Genomic DNA, 18,495 nt, shown 5'->3' on the forward strand with positions numbered 1-18,495 from the left:
ACGTTTGGGTGTAGCTATTTCCAACGTCTATGAAGCTCGTTTTCTTCCGGTAAAAAGTGAAATAACGAATAAGACCAAAAATAGCACAAATAACATTTTGGCTATTGTAGCTGCTACGGAGACGACGATACCAAAAAAACCTAAAATCCCGGCGATCACAGCAAAAACTAAGAATAAAGCCGACCATTTCAGCATGTTCTGTATCCTCCTTTGATTGTATATAATGTGGCATACTCGCGCCCCGATAGAGCGTGGCAGCAGATGACGGTGACTTCTACAGATTAAGTGTGGCTGTGCCATCATTATACGTTGTTTTAAACGGTGCGAGGGCCCGTGAATCATAACCTTTGGAGCACAAGAAGATACCAGTCTGGACGTTGTTTCGTGTCCGAATGTAGAGGGTAACTATGCAGTAATCATAAACATCATCGTGAAAGACGAAAGAGAGGTTACGCTATGTTAACACAGGTCAGCATTTTTATTATTGCTATCGCATTTGCCGTTCTCGTTATTTACCTTATTAAGACATTGAAAGCAGCTCAAGGTTCTCTAGATAAGGTAACTCAAACCTTGCAGGAAGTACAAAAGACAGTCGATGAACTAAGTTATGAAGTAAAACAAACGGTTCGACATGCAAATGACATCACCGCAGACGTTGATCATAAATTGAAGCAAGTGGAACCTGTGATGGAGTCGGTTAAAAACCTGGGGGAGGTACTCAGCGAAGTGACGCTGGCCGCCAAACAGGCTTCAACAGCGTTAATGACACGCCTTCAGAAGTCACGTAGCACTGCGAGCAGCACTTCCGGAACGGAGAAGGCGATCAAGTCAACGGGATCGAACAGACCTTTGACTGCAACAGAGCGGACGGTTCAGAGCTACAATGCCACTTATGGGGAACCTGCGGGCAAGCCGGCTAAGAACTGGCTGGGTTATGTAGACATCGCTGCTGGGGTGTGGCAGAAAATGCGTCAGTAGTATAGTGCTGAACCGTAAACTATAGGAAATTCATTGAAAGGGTGAGAATTATGATGAAGACATTATTACTAGCCGCTGGTTTGCTCACTCCCTTTTCCGGACAGGATACGGTTCAGCAAACCGTCTCCCCGCAGACAGCGGGGCATATGGTAAGGGCTGTTCAGACGATAACTGATCCACATGCTGTGCCAACTGATTTTCATACCTTAAATGGCATATCTCTGGATGATACTCGTGCGGATGTATTGAAAAAACTGGGCAAGCCACTTCGAATCAAGAAGGATAAGCTGCTGCTTTCTACAGAATATCAATACCCGGATGTCACCGTAGGTATGCGTGAGGACGTCGTCTCCTATGTGCATGTAGATCCTGCTGCCGGTCGAATCAAAGTGAATGATAAGTGGCTGCCACTGCAACGGAAAACGCTGGATCAGGAGCTAGGCGGCTCGCAATTTACGGCAGAAGACGGAGAGGTGTATGTGCGCGGGCAGCGGGCGATCAAAGTATTTACGGATAAGACGTCTGACAAGCCAAAGTATGTTGAGTTTTTTGATGAAACGGAGTGGTAGTCGATTTTTTCGAGGCGTGACATCATATGGAAGTTTCAAATGGATGAATGAAGTGTAATAGTCAGAGAAGTCAATCCTTAAAGGAGCGTGAGAAACATGAATCAGACCAATCATAAATCTTATGCCAAGGTGGTAGAGAACGGTGTACAAGCCGTTGAAGCTGTGAATGAGTTGCGTAACACGGGCTATCGTTATGAGGATGTGTTCGTGCTCGCTCATGATCAGGATCGGACGGATCGTATCGCCGATACGGTAGCTGCCAAGGAAATCGGGATTAAAGAAGAGGGCGTTTTTGACTCCTTAGCGAATTTGTTCCGTTCCCGTGGCGATGAGCTTCGTGCTAAAATCACTTCCCTGGGTTTTACAGATACGGAAGCAGATTTTTATGAAAAAGAATTGGATCAGGGTAAAGTGCTGGTTATTGCGAAAAAAGCGTGATTTTCCAGCTCATCATAGGATTAAGCAAACTTAGATTTGAAAAAGAGGATGTTGGCCGCAGCCCAAGTGTTTCGCGGGTCCTCCAAAAACATAGATAAGGAATGGGGTTTTAGCCTCATTCCTTATCTATGTTTTTGGAATGCCTGCTTACGGAAACGCTATTTCTAATTAACAAGGGTGTTGCCCCATAAGCAGGTATAGTATAATACATGGGTTACAGATAAGGAGAGAGCAATGAGAATTCTAATTGTTGATGATAATCCAACGAATGTCATTATTATTCGTGAAATACTAAAAAAAGAAAATTATCGCGATGTGATCTCTGCCAGCTCGGCCGCAGAAATGCTGGAGCATCTGGGAATCGGCGACCGTACCATTAGTCTTCGCCCCCGTCCTTCGGATATTGATTTGGTGCTGCTCGATATGATGATGCCTGAAATGGATGGCATTGAAGCTTGCAGTATTGTACAGGAATATGAACATTTAAAAGATATTCCGATTATTATGGTCACCGCTGTAGGCGATTCTAAAAAATTGGCCGAAGCTCTGGATGTGGGAGCCGTCGATTATGTCACAAAGCCGATCAACAAGGTAGAGCTAATGGCGCGAATTCGATCTGCCTTGCGTCTTAAGCAGGAAAAAGATTGGCATAAGGACCGGGATCAGCGAATTCAGGATGAATTGAAACTGGCTGCGATGGTGCAGCAGGCGGTGCTGAGTCCTGCCATTCAGGATCCTATGCTGCAAGCGAATGCACTGTACCAGCCTTCCTTTGAACTGGCGGGAGATTTATATTCATGGTATCCGCTAGGAGAAGGGAGATATGCCATCATTTTGCTCGATATGATGGGCCATGGCATTTCTTCTTCTTTGTTTTGCATGTTCATTGCGTCTGTACTCAAGGATACGGTGACCACGTATGTGGAGCCGGAGAAGGTCATACAAGAGCTGAATCGTCGTTTTAATCAACTGGACCTGGGTAAGCAGCTGGTACAGTATTATTTTACGGCGATTTATATGGTGATTGATACTCGTTCACGGCGAATTGACTATGTAAATGCAGGGCATCCTCCCGGCTTGCTGTTCAATCAGGACGGTAGCATAACCAAATTAGACCGTGCGTGTAGTCCGGTCGGATTGTTTGATAAAATTGATGCAGAGATGCACACGATTTATTACGAAGGAACTGGGCATATCGCTTTGTATACAGATGGCTTGCTGGAGACGGTAGAAGGTGAATATGAGGAACAATTGGAGTATCTGACTGCCTGTCTGCGCAAGTATGAGGAATGGAATGAAGAAGCGATGCTGGATGCGTTTTTTCGTAACGAGGGGCCGCAGGATCGCGATGATGATAAGTGCCTGATCTGGATTTCATTGAAAGAGGGAGAGAGCTTGCATGAAAATCAGAAATAAACTGCTGATTGGCTTTGGATCGCTTATGGCGATCCTCCTTGTGCTGACGCTAATCAGCTATGACCGGATGGGGAGCTTGAATGAACAGCTGAACCAGGTTTACCAAGAACGATATGTGAAGGTCCGCAAAACAACGGCTATACGCGGACAGGTGAACGATATGGCTAAAGTCATGGCCAATCTGATCTTGAATCCAGGCTCCTCTGTCAGCGAGGCCAAGCGCGAGATGGATGATATTTCTGCTACTGGAACAAAAGTGCTGGCTAGTCTGCAAACGGATTCCGGTACGAGTGAAGAGCAACAGCAGATTGACCGGGTGGCTGTCACCTGGAAAGATTATCTAAACTATGAAGAGAGACTCGTTTCCTTATTGGAGCAAGATCGTATTGAGGAAGCTAATGCTTTCCGTAATAGCACGGGTCTGCCTGCTCAAGAGGAGGCAATGGACAGCATTAATACCCTAGCTGTTTTCCAAGACCGGGAAATTGATAACGATATGAAGCAGGCCAATCAGGCTTATGAGGAATCTGTGCAGATTACCACAATCCTGATGGCGGCCGGTCTGATGATGGGCTTACTGGTTATTTTGTGGGTGCTTCCTAGCATTGCCAAAGGTCTAAATACCGTTAACCTCATGATGAACGGTTTTGGCAAGGGAAAGTACAGGGCTATCAGCCGGATGAGTGTGGCCTCCAAAGATGAAATCGGAGAGGTTGCTCGTGTGTTTCAACAATTGGCTGGAGACCTGGATGAAAAAAGGAAATTCGAGCATTCCGTCCTTCAAACGCAGAAGGACCAAACTTGGCTTAATGCCAATACTGCTCGATTGACTGAGCTGTTTCGCGGTGTGAATTCACTGGAGCAGGTTGCTCAGATGTTCATTAGTGAGTTTACACCCATTTTGGGGGGCAGCTATGGAGCCATCTACCTGCAAGGAAAAGAGGTAGAAGACAATCGATTCAAGTTATACGGCTCCTATGCAAAGGTGACTGGCGAAGGCTCGATCAGAGACGCTATCCAGGTGGGCGAAGGTTTGCTTGGACAGTGTGTTCTGGATCGTAAGCCAATCTTGATCACAGAGGCACCTGAAGGATACTTGTCCATTGGCTCCGCCTTAGGAGAAAGTAAGCCAGTTGGAATTATGATTTTCCCTATTATGTTCGATGATGAATGCATTGGTGCCGTGGAAATAGCGTCACTGGACCGCTTCAGTGATCTGGAAACGAAGCTGTTTGCTCAGTTAGTGGAGAGTTTGGGAATCATTTTGAACAATATCAAGGGACGGATGCGGGTTGAGCAACTGTTGCGCGAATCACAAGCACTTACCGAGGAATTGCAATGCCAGTCCGAAGAGTTGCAAACTCAGCAAGAAGAGCTCAAGCGTTCTAACGAGAATTTGGAGCAGCAAACAGAGGAGCTTAAGCGTTCCGAGGAATTATTACAGCGTCAACAGGAAGAATTGGAGCATTTTAATACTGAACTGATTGCTAAAACGAGAGCACTGGAAGAACAGGTTCGAGAAGTGGAAGAAAAGAACGATGAGATCGAACGTGCACGAGCCCAGTTGGAGCAACAGGCGATGCAGCTTGGGATCACAAGCAAATACAAATCCGAGTTTTTGGCCAATATGTCGCATGAATTGCGTACTCCGCTAAATAGCTTGCTTATTCTTTCTCAGCTGCTGTCTGAGAACAAGGAAGGCAATCTCAAGCCCAAACAAGTTGAATATGCACAAACCATTTATATGTCGGGCGCGGATTTGTTGAAAATGATTGATGAAATTCTGGATTTATCCAAAGTGGATGCTGGAAAAATGGATATTAACCATGAAACGGTCCATTTGAAGGAACTGGAGCTGTTTGTAGAACAGAATTTTGCTCCAGTCGCAGCCAAACGAGAGCTTCAACTGCATACCGAAATCGAAGAGAATTTGCCAGATGCTATTATAAGTGACGGTTATCGTCTCAAACAAATTTTACGTAACTTACTGTCCAATGCGTTCAAGTTCACCACGGAAGGTTCTATAAGTTTCAAGGTATCTCGGGCAAATGGAGAGCAGCTTCCGGGTATGCTAAATCCACGAAAATCCTATCTGGCTCTATCTGTGCGTGATACCGGCATCGGGATTGCTTCAGATAAGACAGATCTGATCTTCGAAGCCTTCCAGCAGGTAGACGGTACGACTAGCCGAAAATACGGGGGAACAGGGCTGGGGCTGTCGATCAGCCGTGAGCTTTCCAAATTGTTGGGCGGTGCCATTACAGTCGAATCCGAGCAGGGACAGGGCAGTTGCTTTACACTGTATTTGCCGGAACAAACGCTTACCGAAAATAATAAGGATTCTCATTCGAGAGAGGCGTTTAACAGTGCAGATGTGCCTCCGGCTTTTGAAGGCGCCGCTGCTTCAGCGGAAGCAGATCTGCCAATGATCATGCCTGCTGAACGTTTACCTGTGTATCAGATACCTGCGAAGAGCGGAGCGGAGGACATACATCCGGGTGACGACCGAAACGAGATTACCCCGCAGGATAAAGTGCTGCTGATTATTGAGGATGATATTAATTTTGCTAATATTTTGTACGACATGGCCCGTAGTCGGGGCTTTAAGGCGTTGATTGCTCTCAAAGGAGACGATGGGCTGAACATGGCTCATTCCTATTTGCCCGACGCTATTATATTAGATATTCAGTTACCTGTGATGGATGGCTGGTCCATTTTGGGCGAGCTGAAAGGCAATTCGTCGACACGCCATATTCCAGTACATGTTATCTCAGTCATAGATGATGTGAAGCAGGGCTTGATGATGGGCGCAATTGCTTATCTCAAAAAGCCTTCCTCGAAGGAGAGTCTGGATAAGGCATTTTCACATATAAAGTCGTATACGGACCAAATGGTAAAACGCCTCCTTGTGGTTGAGGATGACGATAATCAACGCAAATCCATTATTGAGCTCATCGACCATGATGATGTGGCCATTACGGCGGTATCGACAGGTAAGGAAGCACTAAACGAGCTGGCCACCCAGCGGTATGACTGCATGGTACTGGACCTGATGCTTAGTGACATGACAGGCTTTGAATTGCTCGACCGCATTCGGGAAAATGAGCAGCTCACCGATCTGCCGATTATTATTTATACAGGCAAAGATCTGGATAGTAAGGAAGAAACACAACTTCGAAAATATGCAGAGTCCATTATTATTAAGGATGTCAAATCACCGGAACGACTTTTGGATGAGACTACGTTGTTCCTGCATCGGGTGGAGGCAAATCTTCCTGAGGACAAACGTAAAATTTTGCAGAAGCTTTATAACAAGGAAGAGCTGTTTGAAGGCAAAAAAATATTGTTGGTAGACGATGATATTCGTAATGTATTTGCTCTGTCCAGTGTGCTGGAAAGCTATCGTATGGAGGTTACCTTTGCTGAAAATGGAAGGGAAGCACTAGAACTGCTCGAACAGACACCTGATTTTGATCTGGTGCTGATGGATATGATGATGCCGGAAATGGATGGATATGAAGCGATGCGACGTATCCGGTTAATGCCACAATTCGAGAAGTTGCCTATTATTGCCCTGACAGCCAAGGCGATGAAAGATGATCGTTCCAAGTGTATTGAGGCAGGCGCTTCCGATTATGTAAAAAAACCGATTCAAACCGAACAGCTTTTATCATTAATGCGAGTGTGGTTGTATTCGTAACCCAAAAAAATGGGTAATATAAAACGACACATGATTGAGAGCGGTGCAGGCAAAACCTATTTAGGAATTGGAGAGAGATTATGACATCGAAGGATATGGCGGATAATGCTGCTAATGAATTGAAATCGAATGACAATGAGCGGGAAATGATTGAGATTGAGCTGTTGCTGGAAGGTATACATCGGCTGTACGGCTACGATTTTCGTAATTACGCTCTGCCTTCGATCAAGCGGCGTATTTATTATCATGCGCAGTCCGAGAATGTAAGCACGATATCAGGACTTCAGGAGAAGGTGCTGCATGATCGCAGCGCCTTCGATAGACTGGTACAGAGTCTTTCTATTCCGGTGACCGAGATGTTTCGCGATCCGGAGCTGTTTCTAATTTTCAGGCAAAAAATTATTCCTATTTTACGAACGTATCCGTATATCCGAATATGGCATGCAGGTTGCTCCACAGGTGAGGAAGTATATTCAATGGCAATCTTGCTGCATGAGGAAGGCTTATATGATAAGGCCCGTATTTATGCGACGGATATGAATAACCTGTCTTTACAGCAAGCGAAAGAAGGCGTATATGGGATCGACCGAATGAAGCTGTATACCAAAAATTATTTGGAATCTGGGGGCACACAATCGTTCTCTGAATATTATACAGCCAAGTATGATTCGGTGATGTTTCATCCCTTTTTACGAAAAAATATTATTTTTGCTGAGCACAATTTAGCGACAGACCGGTCTTTTAACGAGTTCAATGTGATTTTTTGCCGGAATGTTATGATCTACTTCAATGATGAACTTCGCAACCATGTACATGGGTTGTTTTATGATAGCTTGAGTCATTTTGGTGTGTTGGTGCTTGGGGCCAAGGAATCCATACATTTCACCGATTATAGTGATTCCTACGAGCCGCTGGACCGGGTAGAGAAAATATACCGGAAGATTAAATAGAGATGCTTAGGAGGATTCCATGGGGCTTCATGAACCGATTCATATATTGCTGGTAGATGACAGACCTGAGAACCTGCTCGCTCTTGAGGCAGTGCTGGAGAGTGAACAATATAATCTGGTAAAGGCCACATCAGGGGAAGAAGCGTTGCGATGTCTATTAAAAGACGAATTTGCACTTGTTGTCCTCGATGTGCAAATGCCGGGTATGGATGGAATTGAGACCGCAAAGCTAATCAAGGCCAGAGAGAAGACGAAGGATATTCCGATTATCTTCATTTCAGCTAACAGCAAGGAAGCGGAGCATTTGTTTGCGGGATACTCAGCGGGCGGTATTGATTATATGGTGAAGCCGTTCATCCCTCAAATTCTCAAGTCCAAAATTGAAGGCTTCGTACAAATGTATCTGACAAACAAGCGCTTGAAAACACAGTCCATGCTGCTTCATCAGAAGACGCAGGAGCTGGAAAAGATGAACAGCGAACTGATTGCCGCCAAGGAGGCGGCAGAGATTGCTGCCAATGCCAAAACCGAATTTTTGGCAATGATGAGCCATGAGATTCGCACACCTATGAACGGTGTCATTGGTATGATTGATCTGCTGATGGAGACAGAGCTGCAAAACGATCAACAGGAATATGCCGATATCATCCGCCGCAGTGCAGACGCGCTGGTCGCGGTCATTAATGATATTCTGGACTTTACCAAGCTGGAGTCAGGCAAGATGGAGGTTGAGGAATATCCATTTGATTTGGTTTCCTGTATCAAGGAAGTTTTCAGCCTGTTTACGGTAGAGGTGAACCGCAAGAATTTGGAGCTGGTTTATTTTCTCGATGAACAGTTGCCTCCCGTGTTATATGGAGATATGGGCAGATTGCGTCAAGTACTGATTAACTTGGTGTCCAATGCCGTCAAATTTACAGACCAAGGCGGGGTATATGTCTTCGCATCGGTTAAAGAGCGTAGCGACAATGGGCTTACGGTTGAGTTTTCTGTAAAGGATACAGGGATTGGTATTGATCCTGCCAAGGTTGGAAGGCTATTTCACCCTTTTTCCCAACTGGATTCTTCAATGACACGCAAATATGGTGGAACAGGTCTAGGACTCGCTATTTGCAAAACCTTAGTGAATATGATGGGCGGAGATATCCGTGTGGATACGAGTGGAGAACAGGGTGTGACGTTTCATTTTACAATGAAGCTTGGCTTTGCCAAGGAAAATGAACTGGAGGGGGAGTCCAGCCACGATTGGGAAATTCCACAACAGGAGCCCCAAACCCGTAGACCTGTACTGGTTGTGGATGACCATCCCATCAACCAGAAGCTGATGGTCAATATACTGGATAAGCTTGGTTTGGCTTCAGACGTGGCAGCAGATGGGCAACAGGCGCTTGATATGGTCACTGCGAATCAGGATTACGATTATATCTTTATGGACTTGCAGATGCCTGTAATGGACGGCCTGGAGTGTACGGGTAGAGTGCGTGAACAGTTGGCGGGGAGATCTCAACCTGCGATTATCGCTATGACGGCTAACGTCATGGAGGGAATTCAGCCCCGATGTATTGAAGCTGGAATGAACGATTACATTAGTAAGCCCGTTAAAATCAGCAGTGTAAAACAGGCGTTGCTCCGGCATTCTCCAGACCATTTTCCAATGCAGCCAGGTAAAGATCGAATCAATGAAGCTTAGCTGGTGTTATTTGACAGGTGTATAAAAAGTTATAACGTGATTCAAACGCTCGTATATTGGGTTAGTATGTAGGGAAATCTTTTTTTGGGAGAGTAGGCCTATGAATACAAATAAAAATGAGAAGTTCAATGCGATCACAGAAACAGCTGATGGTGTAAATACCGTTTATCTGAGTGGAGAATTAGACCTTTCGGTAGCACCTGATTTCCGTCTGGTCATGGAGCCTTTAGTGGGGGAATCCAGCCAGGATTTGATTGTTAACTTGAGAGACCTTAAATACATTGACAGCACAGGCATTGGTATTTTGCTATCCATTTTAAAAGCAAGGCATGGGATGGAGTCCCGGTTTACGGTTCAAGAGGTACCGCCTCAGATTCAAAAACTGTTTGATATGACCGGTATTGCCAAATTCTTTGCCCCCCAGGAGAATTCCCAATAGGAAAGGAAAGAAAAAGAAATGAATGCTCAAATTCAAAAAGTAGTTCTTAATTTGCCGGCCACAGCTGACTTTGTTGATATTGTAAGATTAAATTTATATGGTATTGCCGCTAAAATGGGATCCTCTTATGAGGATATCGAAGACATGAAAGTGGCTGTATCGGAAGCCTGTAATAACTCTGTCCTTTATGCATATGGTCATGAGGGAGGAGTCGTGGAAGTAACATTCGAATTTGACGAAGCTTCGTTGTCCATTCGTGTCAAAGATGAAGGGGAGAGCTTTGAACGTGTGGAGGACCCGTCTCGTATCGCATCCTTGCATGACAAGGAGTTAAATGATGCGCAAATTGGCGGATTAGGCTTTTATCTCATGCAGGCGCTTATGGACGATGTTCAAATCTTGAATGAGACAGGAAAAGGTACCGAAGTGGTGTTGGTAAAGCGTCTGACCAGAAGTGAGGAAAGAGTATGAATGAAAAGGTAACTCCCCCGGAGTCGATGGATGAAGCCGTTGGTCTAATCTGGGAGTACCAGCAAACCAAAGATAACGAAATTGCTACCGTGCTGATCCGCAAGTATGAGCCTATGGTCAAGATGGCTGCCGGGAAGATATCCCGTAACCGCCCGGACTTATACGAGGATTTATATCAGACCGGTCAGATGGCTTTGATACGTCTGCTCCAGCAATACGATATCAGCTTGGGTATCCCATTTGAGCCGTACGCTATGAAAAGTATGCTGGGACATATGAAGAATTATTTACGCGATAAATCCTGGTACATACAGGTCCCTCGCCGTATCAAGGAAAAGGGAGCGCTTGTTCAACATGCGATTGATGAGCTGACCGTCAAATTAGAACGCTCACCCAATGTGAACGAGATTGCGGAGTATTTGGACCTTACCGTTGAGGAAACGATCGAGGTGCTTGCAGGTCGCGAATGCTACCACTATGTTTCACTGGACTCGCCATTATCCCAGGAAGAGAGTGCAGCTACGTTAGGTGAGCTTATTAGCTCAGATGCTAACGATTTTGACACGGTGGAAAAACGGATGGATCTTCAGCAGGCCTTAAGCCAACTGAAAGAGCAGGAACAGAAAGTGCTTCTTCTGGCATTTCAGGATGGTCAATCTCAACGTGCGATTGCGCAGACGTTGGGCGTATCGCAGATGAGCGTTTCCCGTATTCAGAAGCGGGCAACAGAAAAGTTGAAGCAGATTATGTCTAATTCCTCTATTTCATGACAAGATCGCTGAATTCATGGCTTATAATATTTGACGTCCCATCGTAAGGACACGTTATTCCAATTAGGGAAGCGTGTCCTTTTTATAAAGCGGAAAAAACAAAGAAAGGATGGAATCCATGACAGCATTTGAACAGATTTCTACCTTTCGTGGAGGATGGGAATGGTGGGACATCTGTGCTGCGGACTGGCAGGATTCGGTCATACAGCACTTGAAGGAGAAGCTCCCAGAGGCCGCAGAGTGGCTGGATAAGGTAGAGGACATTCCATCCAGCTTTATTTCTGTACGCTTTCCAGATGGCAATCAGCCGTTGATGTGCGGATCGTTGATCTACTCCGTTCAAGAGGAGATCGACAGTCAGCGCAATTGCAACAAGTTTTATTTTCTAGTTCTAAACCAGAAGCTAGTGACCTTAAATTTGGACCAAAATACCCGTGAAATTATGCATACCCCAGAACGCCAAACCATGCTGCAACAGTGTGAGGATGCGGCTGATGGCATGTTCGTATTGGCGAGAGCTGTGCTTCATTATTTTCATACGGGAATGGATAAGTTTGAGATCAACCTGAGAAGACTGGAAGAGGACATGGAGAAAAGGAACGCACGTACGCTGATGGATTCTATATTGAATGCGCGTTTCGAGCTGTTGTATTGGAGCAATATGTTCATCCCTTTTTCAGAACTGGTCACGGCTTCCCGCGAAGCCTATCTGGATAAGCTGGAGGAAAATCGCTTTTTTAAGCAGTTACTGTACCGTGTGACTCGGATGGAGGGACTATTCCGCCATTATGAGAAGGAAATCGACACACTAATCTCCATTGATGACGCCATTTCCGCATTTAGGGGCAATGAGATTACGAAGACACTCACGATCGTGACCGCTGTATTTACGCCGGCCACTGTAGTAGGCGCTATCTGGGGCATGAACTTTGAAAATCTGCCTTGGATCAAAACAGGCTGGGGTTTTACCTTCGTGATTATGGCTACTCTGTTAAGTATGGCGGGGATGTACGGCTGGCTGATGATGAAGGGATGGACAGGAGATTTATTAAAAACAAACAAGCGTAACAAATTGTAGCGGCTGCTTACGGCAGTTACAATGTGCATTCAAAAAACGATCCATCACAACCGGGGGCATTTTAGGAGCTCATTACCGGTTCGATGGATCGTTTTTATATGAAATAGAAGACAATCACTTAGTACCTTGGCTCATTTTGATATATCCTAACAACTCGGCGATAAAATCTCCGATGACTGGAAGATTTAACTGCACCAGGAAGCTAAGCAACCAAGCGAGTAAGGCGAGTACGACCACTGTACCCAGTGTAAGGCCAAGACCCCTTGAAATCCCAGCCGTCAGATTACTAATAATTCTTCTTTTCGTACTGGAGTAGTTCTCTATAATATCTTTGAATTCTGCTTTTTCTAATGTATCTGCGATTTGATCTAGACGTTTGTTAAGCCGCTTGACCTCATGGCGTAGCTCAAAAGGATGTTCATCCACATCAAAATCTCTTTCATGATCATGCTTTTTAACATGAGTAGGTGAGGTCTGCTTGGATGAAACCTTGTCTGGTTGATCTTGTGTCTGTAGGGGGTGAAAGGTTCTCTTGTTGTTCCGAGCAAGATCATCTCCATAGGAGCTTGGTTTGTTCATTGTCATCCCAGCCTTTCTATCATTTAAAAACAGCCAGCTTCTTGCATGCTGGCTGTTCAGTGTTTGGAGCTCATTTTGGTTGTAATCGGAATGTATTCGTATTAGGAATTTGCATTTAATTGCTTCTGAGTGTCCTTGGCTGCCTGAGCAGTTGCATCCATAACTTCTTTATCTGCTTTAGCCGCTTCATTAGCAACATCAGCAGAGGCTTTAGTTACGCTGGATACGATGTTGTCTTTGCTCTCGGCTACCGTTTTGGCTACATCTGCTGTTTTGGTAGAAACGGTTTTGGCCAAATCCGTCGCTTTACTGCTGACTACGGATGCAACATCCTTGGTTTTATCGGAGACAACAGTCATTTTTTCGGACAGATCGCTACGCAAATCACGGCCTGGCTTTGGAGCGAACAGCAGGGCTGCCGCAGCACCAATCAAACCTCCAATGAATAAACCCTTTGCAAAACCTGAAGTGCTTGCCATATTTTGATTGTCAATGTTACTCATGATATATCACTCCTTTTATAGAATAAAAAATATATATAAATGTTAGGTAGCCCTTCTTAATAGCCTGGACACAAGTCCGAGCAAGAACACGAACAATGCGGTTCCAAGTATGGCTGGAATGACTGCAAAATCTCCGATGACTGGACCCCAGTCTCCTAGAATCATGGCACCGAGCCAAGCTCCTACAAAGCCAGCAATCATAGAGCCCGCAATGCCGCCAGGCATTTCATGACCAGCCAGTGCATCGCCAATCAATCCGATAATAATAGCCATTACAATACTTAGGACAATTCCCCACACAAGGATCGCCTCCTTTATCCTGAGTTCACACAACGATAATGTTTTTGATGAATGCTGAGCTTTCGTTATTTCTTTGCCTTGCTTACTTCGTATATAAACGTTGTGACCCTGAGTGAAACAAAAAAGCTATCTTAAAGCGCTTATGGTCGGGGAGGAAATGAAGGGAAGGAACGCCACAGACGCGCTCGCCAATAGACCACGGGAACGGTAAATACCAGCCAGATCATACCTGCAATATAGCCACCTACAATGTCGGTAGGAAAATGAACTCCTAAATATACACGGCTGAGGCCAATCAAGAGAACGAGTAATGCACCAAGAACACACGGAAGGAAGAATGTACGCTTATGAACCTTTCGTTCTATAGCCCAAATGGCAAATATCATTCCGTAAAATCCCATGGAAATCATCGCATGACCGCTGGGAAAACTGTAACCTCCTGCTTCCACCAAATGTTGAAGAGACGGGCGTTCCCGTTGTAAAAATTCTTTTATGATCGTATTTAGCACCCACATCGCCGTAAAGCTGCTTAGGATGGCAAAGGAATACGCTTTTGAGCGGAGATAGACCCAGCACAAGATTGCGGTACCGATTGCTATCAGTAATGATATGCGGAATGAGCCTAACGATGTAATGAATATAGCGACGGGTAGCAGTTGGTAATGAGCAGCAGCTGTGTCTGGAAAAACAATATCCTGAATACGCTCATCCCAATATAGAAAAGGAGCTGTACCAATCCATCTTATTGAATAGGCAATGAGAAGTAAGACGGCGATCATGATCATAGATGCAGACAGACTGCGACGCAAAAAGCTTGGTAAGAATCGGAATCGTTGAGGTTCATGGGATAGCATATGTAGTAAATCGCCTCCTTATGGCTGTGATAGATTCATTTTGTGTACTATTAACTTAACGAATAATGAACGGGAGAGCAAAACCAGACAGAGACAATAGGCTGATTGACGCATATAAGTGCGGGGTAAAGGGATCGTATTACAGCGTTTGTAATGCCAGGGCCGGAAGTGGATTAGGAATCACGAAGTAAGGGCTGCTTTACGGAACTGGAATCCATGGAGGTGTTAAGATGATTAAAATAGTGACATCAGCAGAGAGACATACCTCAAATAAGGGATGGATTCATAGTGAATTTAGCTTTTCGTTTGCAGATTATGAAGATCCGAGCAATGCCCATTTTGGATGTATGCTAGCCCATAATGATAATGAGCTTAAACCGCAGCAAGGGTTCAAAAGACATCCGCATCATGATTTGGAAATCGTCACCTATGTAATTGAAGGCCTTCTGCATCATAGCGACAGCTTGGGTCACGAACAGGATCTGAAAAGCGGCTCGATTCAGGTTATGAGTGCAGGCACTGGGATTGAACATGAGGAGCGAAATCCTGGGGATGAAAAACCGGTTCGTTTTTTGCAAATGTGGTTTCTACCCGAGAGTCCTGGCCTTCAGCCTTCTTATCAGGTACAGAGATTCAAGCACAGTGAACGCCTAAATCGACTTCAGCCCGTAGTGTCTGGTTCAGAGGTGGAGGGAGCCCTATCGATTGCACAGGATATAAATCTGTATCTGAGCAGATTGGAAAAGGGACAGCAGCTTGAATATCCGCAGCAAGAGGAGCGCCGCACTCACATTTATATCATTAGCGGTCATGTTGAAGTTACGTGTCAGGATGGGGAATTTCAGTTAAAACCTGGCGATGCCGCGCGAATTCAGAATAACTGTACATTAAAGATACTAGCTACAGGGAATGAGGAAGTATCTGAACTGGTATTAGTAGATTTGCCTTGAAGCTTCCATGGGTAAAGGAAGAAGTGGATGAAAATACGTATATGCATCGAAAAAATAAAGCTCATATCCCTTGCGCGTCTGTTAAGACGACCGGAGATACGAGCTTTATTTGTGGTGACAAACTTAAAATAGCCAAGCTGTCTGTCCTACAAGCTGATTTACGAGGACTTACGCAATCTACCCAGTTCGGAGACAATGGCTTCAACCTCTGAAATGCTGAGGTTAGGCTTGCTGATCACCATATCGTAGACATCATGGATGTCCTCGTATTGCTCTAGCGAGAAAGCGGAAGCCTGCATAGCAGCACCACTCGCCATACGAAGCTTGGTTTTAATGCCCTCAATCATATACTCAATATTGGCATGAGACGGTACAGACAAATCCATCGTTAATGTTCCATCCTTTCATAACAGGGGAAGTTGCCTGTATTGTATCATGTTTTTGTTGTAGAATGTACTGATAGCCAGATTACCGATATACAACTGAATGAAGGAGGATGGACAAAGTTGTCTTTGTATAATCGAGCTTCTACATCTGGTCGCTCGCCCTTAGAACCTAATGTAGAGAAAACAGATCGCGACGGACTCGCACCGTTTTTTCGAGAAATTCAACATCAGCATGCTATAGATAAGTTGACTTTTGTATGTATCGGTACAGATCGCTCGTCGGGTGACTCACTCGGGCCACTGGTAGGCACCATGCTCAAGGAGCAAGGCTTTCCGCATGTGATTGGCACCATGACGGAGCCTTGTGATGCGGATCATCTGGTTTCATACTTGGAGCGTATTCCCCAAGATCATCATGTGATCGCCATAGATGCTTGTCTTGGACAGCATGGCTCAACGGGAATGTTCCTTGTTGCCCGTGAACCGCTAACCCCTGCGCGATCGGTCGGGCTGTCTCTGCCGTCCGTCGGGCATTATAGCGTGGCCGCGATTGTGAATGAGCGCAGTCCCAAACCCTACTGGACACTCCAGATGACGTCGCTTCATCTGGTCATGACGATGGCTGCATATATTGCAGATGCAGCGGCTTGTGAATTTGGTTTAAAAACAGCTTCGCAAGATTTTCCAGCGGGCTACCGTTTCAGATATTGATGGTCTGCTTAATAATATACATCAGCATGTTCTACTCACTAATATATTCAGAACCAATAGATTATATACAGAGAAGGAAGGGTTCCACATGGAAAAGGTATTATGCGAAGGAACGACGATCTGCTATGCCGAACAAGGAAAAGGAGATCCGATCATTCTGTTGCACGGATTTTGCGGAAGCTCCTCCTATTGGGATGAGGTTGTTCCCTTGCTATCCCCAAGCTATCGTTGTATTGTTCCAGACTTGCGTGGACACGGACGCAGCGATGCTCCACTCGGAGCCTATACGATTGATCAAATGGCAGACGATGTGCTTAAACTTCAGGAACAATTGGACATTCCTCAGGCTGCATGGTTTGGTCACTCCCTAGGAGGCTACTTAGCCCTTTCCGCGGCCCAGAGACATGCAGAGCGTCTTACGGCCTTTGGATTGATTCATTCGACGGCTTATGCAGATACGGACGAAGGTAAAGAAAAGCGGAACAAGGCTGTATCCACCATTCAAACGGAAGGAATTACAACCTTTGTAGATGGGCTCGTACCGGGGTTGTTTGCTCCTGAACATGTGGAGTCGATGCCAAACCAACTACTCAAAGTCAAAGAAATTGGCTACAAAACACCTCCACAAGGAGCCGTAGGAGCATCACTGGCTATGCGCGAGCGCCCGGACCGTCGGGATGTGCTGTCGGCTTCTGCATTGCCAGCTCTTTTAGTAGCAGGCGAGCAGGATCAGGCGGTTCCTCCAGCCCGGACGTTTACAACAGATCGGGCCGGAGTAACTCAGGTTACCCTACCGCAGTCTGGACATATGAGCTTGTTCGAAGCACCACAGTTATTAGCGAATGCCATCTTGTCATTTTTGGACCAGAACTTGAAAAAGTAGAGTAGGGTAAGTCTAAAAACCGGAACCTTCTGATGTGGTAACAGAAGAGATCCGGTTTTTTGCTGACTTGTTGCTTCATATCGGTTGATGTGTAAAATGCCTAAGTCATATTGTTTTTGTTCAAGGCAAACGCTGTCGGCAAACCGTCAATACTTTCTAAATTTTTTTCGTATGCATACTTTTTAAGTGCTTCTTCGCCCATCTGAATCGCTACGTCCTTCAGCTTTTCCCGTTCGCTCGTGTAAGTCATGAAGGGAACTGCAAAACCACATGAATGTTGCACCATATGAACATCTACAACAATGATTTGTCTTGCTCCAGGCAGTGGATTGAAGAGAGGATACAGCTCATTCCAACGCTTTGTGTTGGGCAACACGACTGTGCCAGTACCAAAGAGCCTTAATACACAGGGCTCGCCTTCAAATGCACAGAACATGATGGTTACCCGTCCGTTCTCTATAATGTGTGCGCTTGTCTCGTTGCCACTTCCCGACAAGTCGAGATAGGCTACCTTATGATCTGACAATATACGAAAAGAATTATATCCCTTGGGGGAAATATTCACATGCCCCGTCTCAGATACAGGTGCTGATCCTACAAAGAAAATATGCTGTCGCTGTATGAACTCCTTATATTCCGGTAGTATCGAACTAAATTGTTTTCCCATACTTCAACATCCTTCCCGTAATTAGTTCGCAATTTTGTTTCTTACGAAAATAAATATTATATTTTATTTTTGCGATTTAATGCATTACAATGATTATTTTTGTTTCTCATGAAACAAAAATAACATGAGGCTAACGGAGAATCAATATCAAATTTTCGAATAC

General features: G+C 45.1%; 21 protein-coding genes. 14 read left to right on the top strand and 7 right to left on the bottom strand.

Annotation, left to right across the window (positions count from 1 at the left end; translation table 11 throughout):
* Window positions 1–27 precede the first annotated feature (27 nt).
* On the bottom strand, window positions 28–195 hold the full coding sequence (locus HFE01_RS17595; protein WP_013373051.1) for a DUF1328 domain-containing protein: 168 nt from the start codon (window positions 193–195) through the stop codon (window positions 28–30).
* A 261-nt stretch (window positions 196–456) separates the two neighbouring features.
* On the opposite strand from HFE01_RS17595, the gene HFE01_RS17600 reads away from it, so the two are divergent.
* The 11 genes from HFE01_RS17600 to HFE01_RS17650 all read left to right on the top strand — a co-directional run bounded on the left by HFE01_RS17600 (window position 457) and on the right by HFE01_RS17650 (window position 12,499).
* Window positions 457–978, top strand: a complete 522-nt coding sequence (locus tag HFE01_RS17600) for a DUF948 domain-containing protein (RefSeq protein WP_016820285.1) — start codon at window positions 457–459, stop codon at window positions 976–978.
* A gap of 50 nt (window positions 979–1,028) precedes the next feature.
* Complete coding sequence (locus HFE01_RS17605; protein ID WP_016820284.1) at window positions 1,029–1,547, top strand: hypothetical protein; 519 nt, start codon at window positions 1,029–1,031, stop codon at window positions 1,545–1,547.
* A 96-nt stretch (window positions 1,548–1,643) separates the two neighbouring features.
* The gene (locus HFE01_RS17610; protein ID WP_013373048.1) at window positions 1,644–1,985 is read left to right on the top strand and encodes a YflT domain-containing protein; all 342 of its coding nucleotides are present in this window, start codon (window positions 1,644–1,646) and stop codon (window positions 1,983–1,985) included.
* 234 nt (window positions 1,986–2,219) lie between these two features.
* Window positions 2,220–3,401, top strand: a complete 1,182-nt coding sequence (locus tag HFE01_RS17615) for a PP2C family protein-serine/threonine phosphatase (protein WP_016820282.1) — start codon at window positions 2,220–2,222, stop codon at window positions 3,399–3,401.
* A complete protein-coding gene (locus HFE01_RS17620; protein ID WP_167438591.1) occupies window positions 3,385–7,101 on the top strand; it encodes a response regulator in 3,717 nt (1,238 codons plus the stop codon). The genes HFE01_RS17615 and HFE01_RS17620 overlap by 17 nt, the downstream gene beginning before the upstream one ends.
* Before the next feature lie 80 nt (window positions 7,102–7,181).
* Window positions 7,182–8,051, top strand: a complete 870-nt coding sequence (locus HFE01_RS17625; protein WP_126666652.1) for a CheR family methyltransferase — start codon at window positions 7,182–7,184, stop codon at window positions 8,049–8,051.
* Window positions 8,052–8,070: 19 nt separating this feature from the next.
* Window positions 8,071–9,741, top strand: coding sequence for a response regulator (locus HFE01_RS17630; protein ID WP_107734563.1), 1,671 nt, complete (start codon window positions 8,071–8,073; stop codon window positions 9,739–9,741).
* 100 nt (window positions 9,742–9,841) lie between these two features.
* The gene (locus tag HFE01_RS17635; RefSeq protein WP_013373043.1) at window positions 9,842–10,180 is read left to right on the top strand and encodes an STAS domain-containing protein; all 339 of its coding nucleotides are present in this window, start codon (window positions 9,842–9,844) and stop codon (window positions 10,178–10,180) included.
* An 18-nt stretch (window positions 10,181–10,198) separates the two neighbouring features.
* Complete coding sequence (gene rsbW, locus HFE01_RS17640) at window positions 10,199–10,651, top strand: anti-sigma B factor RsbW (protein WP_167442864.1); 453 nt, start codon at window positions 10,199–10,201, stop codon at window positions 10,649–10,651.
* Window positions 10,648–11,421, top strand: coding sequence for a sigma-70 family RNA polymerase sigma factor (locus HFE01_RS17645; RefSeq protein WP_013373041.1), 774 nt, complete (start codon window positions 10,648–10,650; stop codon window positions 11,419–11,421). Before rsbW ends, HFE01_RS17645 begins: the two co-directional genes overlap by 4 nt.
* Before the next feature lie 118 nt (window positions 11,422–11,539).
* Window positions 11,540–12,499 carry a magnesium transporter CorA family protein gene (locus HFE01_RS17650; RefSeq protein ID WP_016820277.1) on the top strand — a complete coding sequence of 320 codons (960 nt, stop codon included), beginning with the start codon at window positions 11,540–11,542 and terminating at the stop codon, window positions 12,497–12,499.
* Window positions 12,500–12,613: 114 nt separating this feature from the next.
* On the opposite strand, the gene HFE01_RS17655 is transcribed toward HFE01_RS17650, so the two are convergent.
* The 4 genes from HFE01_RS17655 to HFE01_RS17670 form a co-directional block, all read right to left on the bottom strand.
* Complete coding sequence (locus HFE01_RS17655; RefSeq protein WP_017425948.1) at window positions 12,614–13,084, bottom strand: DUF5665 domain-containing protein; 471 nt, start codon at window positions 13,082–13,084, stop codon at window positions 12,614–12,616.
* Between the two features lie 95 nt (window positions 13,085–13,179).
* Window positions 13,180–13,581, bottom strand: coding sequence for a YtxH domain-containing protein (locus tag HFE01_RS17660; RefSeq protein ID WP_016820275.1), 402 nt, complete (start codon window positions 13,579–13,581; stop codon window positions 13,180–13,182).
* Between the two features lie 42 nt (window positions 13,582–13,623).
* Entirely contained in the window at window positions 13,624–13,881 is a 258-nt protein-coding gene (locus HFE01_RS17665; protein WP_016820274.1) for a GlsB/YeaQ/YmgE family stress response membrane protein, read from the bottom strand.
* A 140-nt stretch (window positions 13,882–14,021) separates the two neighbouring features.
* Window positions 14,022–14,735 carry a phosphatase PAP2 family protein gene (locus tag HFE01_RS17670; protein WP_017425947.1) on the bottom strand — a complete coding sequence of 238 codons (714 nt, stop codon included), beginning with the start codon at window positions 14,733–14,735 and terminating at the stop codon, window positions 14,022–14,024.
* Window positions 14,736–14,965: 230 nt separating this feature from the next.
* Between HFE01_RS17670 and HFE01_RS17675 the strand changes: the two genes are divergently transcribed.
* Window positions 14,966–15,685, top strand: coding sequence for a pirin family protein (locus tag HFE01_RS17675; RefSeq protein WP_016820272.1), 720 nt, complete (start codon window positions 14,966–14,968; stop codon window positions 15,683–15,685).
* Window positions 15,686–15,843: 158 nt separating this feature from the next.
* On the opposite strand, the gene HFE01_RS17680 is transcribed toward HFE01_RS17675, so the two are convergent.
* Entirely contained in the window at window positions 15,844–16,071 is a 228-nt protein-coding gene (locus HFE01_RS17680) for a DUF1128 domain-containing protein (protein ID WP_013373034.1), read from the bottom strand.
* Window positions 16,072–16,191: 120 nt separating this feature from the next.
* Here HFE01_RS17680 and yyaC point away from each other — a divergent pair, with 120 nt between their 5' ends.
* Together yyaC and HFE01_RS17690 are read left to right on the top strand one after the other, a co-directional pair.
* Window positions 16,192–16,782: a spore protease YyaC gene (gene yyaC / locus HFE01_RS17685; protein ID WP_026065353.1), complete on the top strand. Its 591-nt coding sequence runs from the start codon at window positions 16,192–16,194 to the stop codon at window positions 16,780–16,782.
* An 88-nt stretch (window positions 16,783–16,870) separates the two neighbouring features.
* A complete protein-coding gene (locus HFE01_RS17690) occupies window positions 16,871–17,665 on the top strand; it encodes an alpha/beta fold hydrolase (protein ID WP_017425945.1) in 795 nt (264 codons plus the stop codon).
* A gap of 100 nt (window positions 17,666–17,765) precedes the next feature.
* On the opposite strand, the gene HFE01_RS17695 is transcribed toward HFE01_RS17690, so the two are convergent.
* Window positions 17,766–18,332: a pyridoxamine 5'-phosphate oxidase family protein gene (locus HFE01_RS17695; RefSeq protein WP_016820269.1), complete on the bottom strand. Its 567-nt coding sequence runs from the start codon at window positions 18,330–18,332 to the stop codon at window positions 17,766–17,768.
* Between the last annotated feature and the right edge of the window lie 163 nt (window positions 18,333–18,495).

The organism is Paenibacillus sp. EKM10P, assembly GCF_011800655.1.
Classification (GTDB): domain Bacteria; phylum Bacillota; class Bacilli; order Paenibacillales; family Paenibacillaceae; genus Paenibacillus; species Paenibacillus polymyxa.